The following is a 13653-nucleotide window of genomic DNA, read 5'->3' on the forward strand; positions in this document are numbered from 1 at the left end:
ATTCAGTTTACGGTTATAACCCGCAAAACGCTCCGTCTCCGAGATGACCGCCTCACCAATACCTTGGAAACGGTTATGTTCGCTTTGTCCGAAACGTGATTGGGCGGTGGTTAAATGAATGTCTTTCCCCGCCGTAAGAGTGCTGTCTCCCTCACTCACAAATTGTGTGCCGGCTAAACGAATATCGCCTTGTTGTGCCGTTACACTACCGTTTCCGCCAAAGGAAAGCGTACTCGACTGTTCTTGATAACGTTCCCCTTCGCCTAAACCTTCTCCGCTATAAGAGGTCGTCATGGATGTTGCCGATTTCGATAAATCCAGTCCAACACCCCAATTTCGTTTACGATTGTCTTGGCTTTCTCGATTGACCGCCACATTTAAGTCGATGTTCTCTTTTGCCCATAACGCCCCCTCTCCTTTTGCCGATAACAAGGCTCCCTGTGTGGTAATGTTGCCTGCTCCAGCCGTAATCGTTAAGTTGCCGCCTGCACTCAATTCACTCACTACCGCTTGCTGGCTTGTCGTTTGACTGTTGGCGGTTTCCTGTTGATGTTTTATATAAGGGCTAAACGGGCTGGTTAATTGGCGCCCGGTTTTATCCACCGCTTCCGCTGTGGTGATGATTTTACCCACAATCCCGCTTGCCGAACCCTGTCCCGCCTGTTCGCCATAATTGGCTTTCGCCACTTTAACCGGGTTATACACCGCACTTACACCCACTCCGCTTGTCTTACGCGACGATTGATGTTGGCTGTATAGGCGGTTATACGCCGCCTCTAACGTCACATTGCCGCCTTGCACTAAAATATCTTTTCCCGCATCAGCCAATACGCCTTCGCCTTTTAAGGTCTGTTTGGCATACAGTTCGATATTGCCCGATTGCGAAACTAACACCGTACTATTTACCGTCGCGCTGTCATATTGCCCTTGACGGTTTTCTTTGCTGCGTTGATAGCCCAATGCCGCCACGCCGCCTGAGAAACTCGCGCCAAAACCGGATTTTTTACGTTTCTCCCACTGGGTCGCAAAATGGCTGTTTTCCGCCACACCTAAGGTCAAATTATTGTCCGCCGATAACACCATATCCGATTGCGCCTGCAAGGTTGCCCCTTGTGCACGCACATCTTGACCGGCTACTAATGTGATACTTTCACCTTTAAGCTCACTGCCTTGTTGCTGTTCGCCTTTTGCCGCCGCAAAACGGGTTTTACTTGATTTTGAAATGCCTGACCCGCTCTTGATATGGTGATATTCCTCAAGCTCATAGGCTTTTGCCACACTGTCTAACACTAACTCATTTTGTGCCAATGCCGTCAGCCTTTGTGCCGATTCAAGTAATGCTCCTTGCGAGTAAATATTGTTTGCCGCTAAGTGGACATTACCGCCCCCTTTAATTCGGCTGATTTCTACATCGTCTTTGCGTTCGTTACGATAATGGTTGCCACTACCCATTTTTTCATCAAAACCGACCGAAAGTGCGGTCAAATTGAGGTCAGTTTTAGCACTCACTTGGGTCTCACCTTTACCTTCGTTGATTATCGCTGCCCCTAATAGGTTAATTCGATTGGCACTCACGGCAAGTGTGCCGTTTTCGCCTTTAACGTGTAACAACGCTTGGCGGTCAAGATGGGTTTGGCTACGTTGATAGTCGTTAAGATTGACTTCAGTGGTTTTGCTCGTGCTTTGATGCGCTAAATCACCTTTGACGTTTAATAATAATGCTTCATCTGCCTCAAACACGCCTCCAATATTGTGCATATCGCCCGACACTTGCGCTGCAACCGTTCCGCCTGAAATGTTGCCGCTATTATGAACTGATTGGCTGTCTAACATCACTAACCGCCGTCCGGCAACCGTGCCTTGATTGACCAGCTCTTGGGTTTTAAGTTGAATATCATGAGCAGACAGTAAGGTGCCGTTGCCGGCGACATCCCCTTTTTTAACCACGGCATACACTTTCGGTACCAACACCTCCGCTTGACTGCCGTCATCCAGTCTGACACGCTCTTTTTCCAGCCACACAATGTCTGTCGTCAATGCCGCGACTTGGGCGGCGGATAATTTCACGCCCGGCGTAAGATGAAAAGATTTCGCAAAGGTAATACCCGCATCCATTAAACCTTTATATTGGCTTTCAAAATCTTGATAGCCGCCTAAATATTGTCTGCCTGTCAGTAAATTGATTTGCTCTCGAACCAAACGTTGCTCATAGTAACCGTCGCCTAAGCGTTTATGTACATTTTCGTGGTCGTGACGCAGCGCTTTATACATATAATCCGAACTCAGCCATTTTTTGTATTGGGCAAAATTCGGGTCGGTTTCGATAAGCACGTGGCTGTCCGCATTCGGGTTTATGCGGTATAGGCTTTGTGTTGGCAGGCGGGTATCAACCGGAATACTACGTACTTCAATCCCTTTATCCTTATCAATAGTCGGAATCCGCTCCAAGGCTAATTCGGTGACCGACAGTTTGGTTTGGTTCGTGTTATTGTCAAAGTTGACTTCATTCTGATCACGCTCGACATTGGTCAATGATGAGACATTCAGTTTGCCAATATCCGTACTATTGACACCGTTTTGTACCTCAGCAATCTCATTACGGGATTTACCATTTTGATAGTGTTGATAAGTCGCCGGCTGTGTGTTTTCAAGCTGAACAAAAATGCCCATATCTTTGTGTTGTTCATCAACCCGTTTCAATGCACCGCCTTGGGTATGTTTGCGCTGATGATAACGACGAAAACCTCCGCGCCATTTAGTATAGGTGTAATCTCGCCGTCCTTCTTCTATATTGCGTGTAATGGCGTCTTCATCATCTAAATTTTTTAACGTACCGCTTCCCGCATTGCGAATGTCCGCCCCGCTAATGACCCAGCTTTTATCATTGAGAAAACGGTCGCTTTGGTAGGTAATATTTTCTCCGGCTAAAATTTGTGCCGGTAATGAGGCGGTAGTAATGTTTTCTTCCACGCGTTCACGGTTGACAAAAAGCTCCCAAAAACGGTAAAACTCCTCGCCCAATAACGGCTTGTTATGTTTATCTATCGCATCGCCGAGTGCTTTTAAATTATCGCCGTATTTTGCCGTCCAAGCGATTAACGGCAATAAGGTTTCATAATCCGCTTTATCTTGCACAGCTTTATTATAAGCAACTAAATCTCGCTTATATTTGCTTTTTGCCTGTCTATATGCGAAGAAACCTGGATAATTCTCTTTTTTCGGCTCAACCGGTTTTGCCGGCACAACCGGCGCATAATCCGTTTGTGCATCTTGCTGCTCGTCTAACGCATTGATTTCTTCTTCGCTTAAATTCGACGGCGTCAATCTACTCACGCCCTCTTGTTTTTGACGATTCATCGCTTCTGCCATTGCCGGCGTAATCGTCGGCATATCTTCCGCCGGCGCAGTTAAATTAAAATATTGCCAAACCGGATTATCCTTGCCGTAAACGCTTTCCGGCATAACCCGACACTCGCCTTTGACACAGTCCGCCGTATTCGGTATGGCAAGCAATTGGTCTTTGGTTAATTGACTACTGTCGGTAATGACTTGCAAACGGCTTGGATCGTAGCTTCGCACATATTTCCACGCCCGACTGAAATTAACGCGTCTTAAGCCTTTGGTATCAATATAAGGTAATTTACCGTTATTGTAAGGTGCGCTGCCTGTTGCTAAATAATCCGGCAAAATATAGGATTTGGATACCGAAACATTTGAGGTTTCTTGAATAGCAGATTGGTAATGGATATTAGTGTTAGCCACATCTTTGATATTTAATCCAATCCCTTTTCCCGCCTCAATAATGCTACTGAAGTTTTTCAAACTCAAGGCTTGACCGACGGCATAGTGATTCTCGTCCAAACGATTACCAAAGAAGATACCGCCTTCACTATAAATGAGCGCGCCGCTTTTTCTGCTCGCCTCATAATTTTCGGTTAAGTTGGTAATATGTTGCGCCCCTATGTCTAATTGCTTCCTCGCTGCAATCGTTGCTGCATAAACCTTACCGTCGTTACCTCGTTGATCTTTGTTTAATAGGCTATCCGCTTGTAACGCAACATAATCGCCGTAAATCCGCCCTGTGCCAATATTGTCGATTTGTTTAGCTCGAATCAGCGTAGTGGCGTTTTCCGTTTCATTAAAGCTATTAATCAAGCCTTCGTTATGTAATGTTGAAGCGGAAACCACTTGGGTTTGTGCCGCACTGATTCTTCCGCTTTGATGATTGGTTATTTTGTTAGCTTGAAGTTGCAGGCGATCATTCGCCGATAAGTGGTGTTGATTCACTAACTGCCCGGCAGTCGTTAATTTCAAACTGTGATAAGCATTGATATCTCGTTTGGTATGCACATCCGATTGAACATTAATATCAATATGTCCGGCTTCAATATGTCCGTCCTCGCTAAAAGCACGAGCGGTTAAATTCAATTGATTATTTGCCTGTAAAATGCCTTGCGTATTATTGACATCCAAACTATTCGGCGAGCCGCTAATATGCAAATCGCCCCAGCTCAGTATTTCGCCTTGATGATTGTTTAATTGCGAATCAAGACGAAAATCCGCCCGGCTTAGGCTATAAATGCCGCCGTCTTGGTTATTGAGCTGATGACCGCTTACTGTCAACTCTCGGGCAATAATACCCTGTGTCGGATTATCTTGTTGCGCTTTCGTGGCTTGATTATCAATATTAGGCACGTTGAGGTGCAAATGTTGATGAGAAATGACTGCCGAACCCAATGCACCGACACGAGAGTTATTCAAACCGGGCGCGGTGATATCCGCATCGCCTACCGCCTGAATAAATCCGGCTCGGTTATCAATATCTCCGGCGGATAATGCAAGCAAACCGCCACTGAGCAATTTGCCGTTACGGTTATCAAATGCCTCTCCCCGTGCATTAAGTTGAATCGCACCTTGCTCCGTCGTGATTCGACCTTGAGCATTATTCACCCCAAGTGCGGTCAAATTGAGAGATGTTTTTGTGTTGATCGTACCGTTAAGATTTTGTAATGCCTGCGTAATCTTAATCGTTGCCGTGCCTTGTGTCGCCGCAATCGTGCCGTTTTGATTATCAAGACGGTCGGCAAATAGCGTAACGGCGTTACTCGCTTTTATATCGCCCTGCTGATTATCAATACCTTGCGTCGTTGTTAAATGAAGCTGATCGGTCGCTAAAATTCGCCCTTCGCGATTGATCGTTTCCGTCGCACTCAGCCGACTATCAGCGCCGCTTAGTCGCCCTTGACTATTATCGATGGTTGTTGCCGCTTGAATTTGTTGGGTGGCTTTAGCGGTTACTACGCCTTGTCGATTATCCAACCCGCGAATATTCAGAATCTGATTTCCACCTGCCGCAATATATCCCAATCGGTTATCTAATTGTTCAGCCCGAACGGATAAATTATCCAAGCTAATAATGCCGAACGGCGTAGCAGATGCCGGATGGGTTTGACGATTATCAAGATTGCCTTGTAGCGCCAAATGAATCGCACCTTGGCTTTGAACCAATCCTTGCGTATTAATGAAGTCTTGAGCAGAGACAGAGGTATTCCCCCCTACACTGATTTTTCCCTGTTCGTTACGAATTCCGCCACGGTGCATTTTCATCATCAAATCTCCGCGACTGACGATTTGCCCTTGTTGGTTATCCAGTTCGGCAGCAGTGATATTAATTAGTGTATTAGCCACCACATCACTTTGTTTGTTATTGATAAACGAACCGCCTATCGTTAAATCAACCTTACCGCCCTCAATTAAACTCTTCTCTTGGCTGGTTAAATCTTTTTCCGTCAATACTGTCAGAGCGTTATCAGCTTTGATTACGCCTTCGCTTTGAGTTAGCGAAGCGGCTTGAATGGTTGCCTGTTGTGCACGAATGATGCCTTGATGATTGGTCAGATTACCGCTGTTCAACGTTAACGCCGTACCGCTTGATATAATGCCTTTATCATTATCGAGCTGACTTCCGGCAGTTTCAATATTGAGCTGTCCGTCGGCTTGAATATTCCCCTGAGCATTAGATAATGCCGCACTGTTAAGGGTTAAATCACCGCGTGTGAATAATTTACCTGCTTGGTTGTTGAATAAATGATTGTGTGTTTCAATACGGACACCTTGCTCGCCTTGAATTCTACCTTGTTGGTTATCTAATTGCCCGGTATAAAGAGAAAGGGTTTGGTTGGCAAATAATAATCCCGATGAAGAAAGAAATTGCCCCTGATGGGTATCAACTTCCAGTTTTCCCCCGGCAATTAATTTACCTTTTGTATTATCAACCCGTTTTGTATCAATAAAGAAATGTCCTTGTGTTGAAAATGTTCCGCCCGAATTATTAATAGATTGAGCGGACAGTTTAAAATCCTCAGTACCGGTTTGCACCCAAACGCCATTAGTATTGGTAAGTGCGGTCTGTTTTGTCCGAATTTTATTTGCCGTCAAATGACTATTCGACGTAGAAAGCGTTGTCGGTGTATCTAAAACAAGATTTTGTTGCGCCGTCAACCATGCTTCATTTGCCTGAATATCGCCCTGCCGTGCTTGAACGTGAATGTCATAGGCTTGATTCCGGCTGTGGTCTAAATTGACTTCTGTGGCATTAATATTTAATTGCCCAGACGCGAAGTGCTTACCTTGTAAGGTCGCATTACCGCTAGCTTGAATTTGAATAGTTTTGCCTTGTGCCGATGAAGTTTCAAGGGTTCGGCTTTCATTTTCTTCCTGCGTGTGAGTTTGCATACCGGCGGCAATCAGTGCGGATTGCGCCGTATTTACCGTTGCTGCCTCATAGCGAATTGAACCTTTCGCTACCGTTTCGCCTTGTTGTCGAATGGTGCGTTTTGCCTGTTTTTGTACGTTTCCGCTACGTGCGATAACGGCGCCGTCCTGTTTAATGTCGGCGCCGCTTGAAAGGCGAATATCCTGTTGGCGGTTTTCAATCTTACCTGTGTTTTCAATACCGTTTGTACCGGTGAGCCGAACCTCTTTATTCGCATTTAACGTACCGCTATTTACAATTCGACCTTGGCTGTCAATCTTAAGCGTTTCGGCATTCGCACCAATGTGCCCTGCATTGTGTACACCAACACCTTGTTCAGTACCAATTAAATGGATCTTTCCTGCATACATTCCTCCCAATTGCCCCACATCAATAGCAACTTGCGGCTTAGATTCTTGAGCTGTCGCTTGATTTGTATGAATAATTTGTAAATCTCCCGCTTTACCCGTACGCTTAACCGTATTTTTACCGATAACAACCCGCATTTCTTTTTTCGACCAAACGCCCGCATTAATTTGTGCTTCTCGAGCAATAATCTCCGTATAATCCACACGACTGTTATCTAAGCCCTTACCGGATACACTGACTTTGCCTTTTTCCACAACAAAACTTTCAAGATTACCATGTTGGATTTGAGGCTTACCTGTCGTGAACGTAGTACGATCCGAATTAATGACCCCACAACCTTCACAATGAATACCTGACGGGTTCGCGATAATTACATCAGCTTTTTTACCTGCTACTTCAACATAACCTTTAAGTACAGAGGGATCGGATGAATTTACTTCATTTAAAATAACTTTCGCCTCGCCTCTGGCAAGATAAGGGTTGCCTTGTACCCATCCACCTTGCTGTGTTTGAACATTAGTTCGACTGTTGTTTAATATTGCGCCCTTGGTATCAACATCAAATTTACTGTATTTATTATGAGATAACCCTTGCTCATTAGGCGTTTGAATATTTACCTGTGGTAAACCGTTTGCCGTTTGCAGCACGATTGGTTGTTGAGTTTTAGGTGCGGATTTATCTGCTTGGATAATCAAATTAGCGGATACCGTGCTAGAAAACGAAACAAATCCTAGCGCACAGAAAAGACCGAAAGTAAGCGGTTGAATTTTCGCAAACAATTGAGGAAAACCGGATGCTGCCCGCTCGGTTGATTTTCCTTCTGTTTTTGCTAATTCCGAGGTAACGACCAAACACTGTAAAGTTTTACTAAAAATGACACGGAAACAATTTTTATTCATTTTAATTATCCTTTAACTTTTTTAATAATACGTTTAATTAGAAACTATAACCTACGCTAAAACCGGCAACGGTATTTGATGTTTTAAAACCTGTTGGTTTACTTATTGGTTTTCCGACAAAAACATCATAATAAAAACCTCGCCATCCCCCTTTTAACCCTATCGCACTCCCAATAAGATGATGACCTAACTGAGATTGGGTTGCCCATCCCATAACGCGTCCTCCGTCAAGAGCAAAATAAAGTTGCTGCCCCTTACCATTCACATTCCAAGCTAATTCATTACGCCATAACCAGCCTCGCTCACCAGCAAGCGTAAGTTCACCGTCAAAACCTCTTACGGTATAACGCCCGCCGATACTAAAGCGATCTTGAGCAATTAAAGGGGTTTTATTCCATTGAGCACTCCAAGCGGTTTGATATTGCCAGTATTGTTTACCCAACATAAACGGTTGAGTAAAATTAATGGAGGCAAAAATAATTTCCGGGCGAGAAGTTCCTTCTCCCCAAAGTTCTTCCGGAGCCGATAATGCCCCTCTTGCGCCGGTTCCCCGTTTATAACTACCGGATAATTCAAGAGCGGCATCACCAATATATTCTTTATGAGAAAATCCGGCCTCCCAGCCCGCCATACGACGCTTTTGCACTCCGATCTCTGAACCGTCCACATAGTTACTAGACTGACGAGACCAAAAACCGCCGAAAGCGGATGTTTTACGTTTACTATCTCGATAAACTAAATAAGATAGCGTAGCCTTTGTAGTATTACTTTTTCCCGAATAGAGATAGTTATTATTGAAAGCGCCAAAAACTTCTTGACGATAACGATTGTAGGTTTGTGAAGCCGATAACGTCCAATAGCCGAAAGGGATGGAATAATAAAAGGTTAAATTTTTACTGGCACGGTTACCTTTTTCATCATTGTGAGTTTTTAAACTGTGTGTAAAAGAAGTATAAAAAAGATCGTTAGCAGAAAACATATTATCAAGAGATAAGGTTCCGCTTGCTTGATATTGCCCCGTTGACTTCGAACCCGAATCATCCAAACTTAAATTCACTCGGAAAGGCAATGCTTGTTGATAACTAATTTTAATGTCACTAACACCTACCTCGTTCTCACTTGGCAATAACTCAATATTCGCCTCTACTGTTGGCGCACGTTTAAGATTTTCAAGCGACTGTTCTATATCTCTTATATTCAAAAGATCACCTTTTGAAAAGGTGAATCCTGTTAAAGCATGTAAATGGCTAAAACGTGGAACATTGCCTCTATCCTCAACGATGGTATTCCCTACTTTGCCGGGAATAACCGTTAACACTAAGGAACCACTTTTCAGATCTTGCTCTTGTATCACAACACGTGTGGTCACGTATCCTTTTTCAATAATTCGATTTTGAATTTGTTTCATCAAAATCCCTATTCCTTCTCCGCCAAAACAATGCGGTAGAGTAAGTGTTAAATCGTTGTAAGCTTGATTTAATGCCCATTGGAATTGGCTTTCAGAAGAGGAGTGTTTGGCTGAATAATCAACCAACGTGATATGATGAATAGGGTAACAAGGCGTTTCTTTGTCAGATAAGGTTAAGCTTTTGTGATCTGTCGTCTCTAAACGAACATCAGGCTTAGATTGCAGGATTTTCTCTTGTGCCTGTTGATTTTGTTGTTGACGTTGCTGCTGAAGTGCATCCATTTGGTTTAAACGGGAAAAATTTTCCGGTTTATTAGCAAAAGCAAATAATGGCATGGTCGAAAATAATGTAATGGTATAGAGTTTATTAAATACTGTTTTCATACTTTAAACTAAATGATTGAATTTATGCGCTTGATTATAAAATACACTATAATCTTTGTTAATATTCATACAAAATAAATTAAACTCGTACAGCAATATCCTCATGTCCCTTAGCCTTCTTTGTACTGTAAAAAATATCTAAATACATATAAGCCTTTTGGCCTTTCCAGATAAGACCTTTCTCTTTGGAAAAAGCTACTTTTATTACATTACTGGAGAAAAATATGATATTTAAAGAGACTGGATATGAGTAGTTTTTAGCTCACAAAATTAACTCGAAAGTCGTGCTGAATTAGAAGCAGGAAAAAGGAATTCCTTTGGAACAGGATAAAGTATATGCGCAATCTACAATTAAAAACGTATTGGAGAGTTACCTGAACGAGAGCATTCTTCAACGCGGTGCCCTAAAAGTAATTCTTTCGCTAAGAACTGTTAATGATAAGTGTAAAACGCACTACTATTCGCAGTATTTGTACTTTTAGTAGAGCCGCCTTTAGTACATAACTATCAATGACAGAAATACTAGGATTTTACAATTGAATTTAGAAATAAATAGTTGGTGGGTCGTGAAGGATTCGAACCTTCGACCAACGGATTAAAAGTCCGCTGCTCTACCGACTGAGCTAACGACCCTAAGAATAGGATATTAAAGAGGTTTTTCAGCGAATAGTTAGCAGCTATTAGATGGTGCCCGAAGCCAGACTTGAACTGGCACGCCTCGAAAGGCGAGGGATTTTAAATCCCTTGTGTCTACCGATTCCACCACTCGGGCAAACTAACTTATAGCGTATTATGGAGGCGTGTCCCGGAGTCGAACCGAGCTACATGGATTTGCAATCCAGTGCATAACCGCTTTGCTAACACGCCAGTAATTGGAGCGGGAAACGAGGCTCGAACTCGCGACCCCGACCTTGGCAAGGTCGTGCTCTACCAACTGAGCTATTCCCGCATTCGCTGTTAGTGGTGCGCATTTTACGGAAATTTTAAACGCTGTCAATCATAGATCTTAAAAAAAATCTTAACCGTCTAAAAAAACTTCATTTCGTTTAAATTATTTACAATAAATGATGAAAAAATGAAATTTACTGCCATCCCTTAATTTCTTCTTTTATCACTTTAGGCTTTATGCCAAAATGTTTTCATTGTTTTTTAATAAAAAAGTGCGGTCGCTTTTTTCAAATTATTTTCGAGGATATTATGACAACACAACAATACTCTATTGATACCTTACTCGCCCAAGTAGGTAATCGTAGCGATGAACGCACCGGTGCGGTTTCTACTCCAATTTTTCTTTCTACTGCGTACGGGCATCGTGGCATTGGTGAAAGCACGGGGTTTGATTATACACGTACAAAAAACCCGACTCGTGCCGTATTAGAAGAGACTATCGCCCAATTAGAAAACGGAGAGCAGGGCTTTGCATTTTCATCCGGTATGGCGGCAATCCAAGTATTAATGACCCTTTTTACCGCACCGGATGAGTGGATTGTTTCAAACGATGTCTATGGCGGAACTTATCGCCTTTTAGATTTTTCTTACAAAAAGAATAATAGTGTCAAACCGGTTTACGTTAATACAGCTTCTACCGCAGAAATTGAAGCTGCTATTACATCCAATACCAAAGCAATTTTTATTGAGACACCATCCAATCCATTAATGGAAGAATGCAATGTAGCGGAAATCGCAAAACTTGCTAAAAAACATCAATTAATGTTAATCGTCGATAATACGTTCTTAACCCCCGTGCTTTCCCGCCCATTAGATTTAGGGGCAGATATTGTTATTCATAGCGGTACGAAATACATTGCAGGTCATAATGATGTCCTTGTCGGTTTAATTGTGGCAAAAGGTCAAGAGCTTTGTGAGCGTATCGCTTATATTCAAAATGGCGCCGGTGCAGTACTTTCTCCTTTTGATTCGTGGTTAACAATTCGTGGAATGAAAACCCTCTCTCTACGCATGAAACGTCATCAAGAAAATGCTCAGGCGATCGCTGAATTTTTAAAATCCCAACCACATGTTGAATCGGTTCTTTATCCAAATAAAGGGGGAATGCTTTCTTTTCGTTTGAAAAATGAAAACTGGATCAACACGTTCTTAAAATCTATCAAGCTCATCACTTTTGCGGAAAGTCTTGGCGGAACAGAAAGTTTTATTACTTATCCGGCAACCCAAACCCATATGGATATTCCGGAAACAGAACGTATTGCTCGTGGTATCACCAATACCTTATTGCGTTTTTCAGTAGGTATTGAAAATATAGAAGATATCAAAGCAGATTTACTTCAGGCCTTTTCTCACCTGAAATAATCCTTGGAGGTAAGATGAAAATTGCAGTTTACAGTACAAAGAATTATGACCGTAAATACTTTGAATTAATTAATGCAAAATATGGTTTTGGTCTTGAATTTTTCGACTTCATGTTGAATGAAAGCACAGCCCGTCTGGCGGAACATTGCGAAGTGGTTTGTATTTTTGTCAATGATGACGGAAGCCGAAAAGTACTGGAAAAATTGACCGCACTTGGCGTAAAAGTCATCGCTCTGCGTTGTGCCGGTTTCAATAATGTGGATTTGAAGGCCGCACAGGACCTTGGACTTCAAGTAGTTCGGGTACCGGCTTATTCTCCCGAAGCCGTGGCTGAACATACCGTCGGTCTCATGATGACACTTAATCGACGGATTCATCGTGCTTATCAACGTACCCGTGAAGCCAATTTTTCTTTAGAAGGACTTATTGGATTTAATATGTACGGACGAACAGTAGGAATCATCGGTACGGGTAAAATCGGGATTGCCGTTATTCGAATCTTAAAAGGTTTTGGTATGCATATTCTTGCTTATGATCCTTTTAAAAACCCTGTAGCTGAGGAACTCGGTGCAAAATATGTCGAACTTGACGAGCTTTATGCAAAATCTCATGTAATTACTTTACATTGTCCCGCTACGCTGGAAAATTACCATTTACTCAATCGTGAAGCTTTTGCAAAGATGAAGGATGGAGTCATGATCATAAATACAAGCCGCGGTTCTCTCATTGATACATTGGCGGCAATTGATGCGCTAAAGCAACGCAAAATTGGTGCCTTAGGTATGGATGTATATGAAAATGAACGCGATCTATTTTTTGAAGATAAATCTAACGAAGTCATTCAAGATGATGTGTTCCGCCGCCTTTCTTCTTGTCATAATGTGCTACTTACCGGTCATCAAGCTTTCTTAACGGAAGAAGCATTAACCAGTATTGCTGATGTCACACTTGACAATGTATATAAACTAAAATCAGGCAAACCTTGTGAAAACTTAGTTTACCCCTCTTAGCTTTTAGTAATTAAATTAATAAGTGTATTTTTAAATAACTCGTGCTATTCTGACCGCACTTGTAATTTCGCAAAATGCCCTTACATAAGGGCATCATTCACAGACAAAGGAAATAAAAATGAGCCAAGTATTACACACAACAGATGCAACATTTGAAGCGGATGTATTACGTTCGGATGTTCCGGTTTTAGTTGACTTTTGGGCGCCATGGTGCGGCCCTTGTAAAATGATTGCACCGGTATTAGACGAACTTGCACCGGAGTTTGCAGACAAAGTAAAAATTGTAAAAATCAATGTTGATGAAAACCAGCTGGTTGCCGGTCAATTCGGTGTACGCAGCATTCCGACTTTACTTTTAATGAAAAACGGTGAAGTGGTTGCAACACAGGTAGGCGCGTTACCAAAAGGTCAGTTAGCTAACTTCATTAATCAACATCTTTAATCACTCCAAATCCTCTTATTAAACTTATAAATAAGAGGATTTTTTTATATTCCTCTCTAACTACACGTTTTTTCTGT

At 42.5% G+C, this 13653-nt stretch carries 5 protein-coding genes and 4 tRNA genes; 3 read left to right on the top strand and 6 right to left on the bottom strand.

Annotation, left to right across the window (positions count from 1 at the left end):
* From BKL51_RS07115 to BKL51_RS07140, 6 genes are all read right to left on the bottom strand, one after another.
* A partial coding sequence (locus tag BKL51_RS07115; RefSeq protein ID WP_077466029.1) for a hemagglutinin repeat-containing protein occupies positions 1-8022 on the bottom strand: 8022 nt, incomplete at its 3' end.
* A gap of 37 nt (positions 8023-8059) precedes the next feature.
* Positions 8060-9766, bottom strand: coding sequence for a ShlB/FhaC/HecB family hemolysin secretion/activation protein (locus BKL51_RS07120; RefSeq protein ID WP_143530562.1), 1707 nt, complete (start codon positions 9764-9766; stop codon positions 8060-8062).
* A gap of 605 nt (positions 9767-10371) precedes the next feature.
* Positions 10372-10447, bottom strand: a tRNA-Lys gene (locus BKL51_RS07125).
* Between the two features lie 52 nt (positions 10448-10499).
* A tRNA-Leu gene (locus tag BKL51_RS07130) sits at positions 10500-10586 on the bottom strand.
* A gap of 21 nt (positions 10587-10607) precedes the next feature.
* Positions 10608-10681 (bottom strand) — tRNA-Cys (locus BKL51_RS07135).
* Positions 10682-10687: 6 nt separating this feature from the next.
* Positions 10688-10763 (bottom strand) — tRNA-Gly (locus tag BKL51_RS07140).
* Between the two features lie 248 nt (positions 10764-11011).
* Between BKL51_RS07140 and BKL51_RS07145 the strand changes: the two genes are divergently transcribed.
* The 3 genes from BKL51_RS07145 to trxA all read left to right on the top strand — a co-directional run bounded on the left by BKL51_RS07145 (position 11012) and on the right by trxA (position 13576).
* Complete coding sequence (locus tag BKL51_RS07145) at positions 11012-12124, top strand: methionine biosynthesis PLP-dependent protein (RefSeq protein WP_077466031.1); 1113 nt, start codon at positions 11012-11014, stop codon at positions 12122-12124.
* A 14-nt stretch (positions 12125-12138) separates the two neighbouring features.
* On the top strand, positions 12139-13134 hold the full coding sequence (locus BKL51_RS07150; protein WP_077466032.1) for a 2-hydroxyacid dehydrogenase: 996 nt from the start codon (positions 12139-12141) through the stop codon (positions 13132-13134).
* 118 nt (positions 13135-13252) lie between these two features.
* Complete coding sequence (gene trxA, locus BKL51_RS07155) at positions 13253-13576, top strand: thioredoxin TrxA (RefSeq protein WP_077466033.1); 324 nt, start codon at positions 13253-13255, stop codon at positions 13574-13576.
* Positions 13577-13653 lie beyond the last annotated feature (77 nt).

The sequence above is a fragment of the Rodentibacter sp. Ppn85 genome (assembly GCF_001999335.1).
Classification (GTDB): Bacteria; Pseudomonadota; Gammaproteobacteria; order Enterobacterales; family Pasteurellaceae; genus Rodentibacter.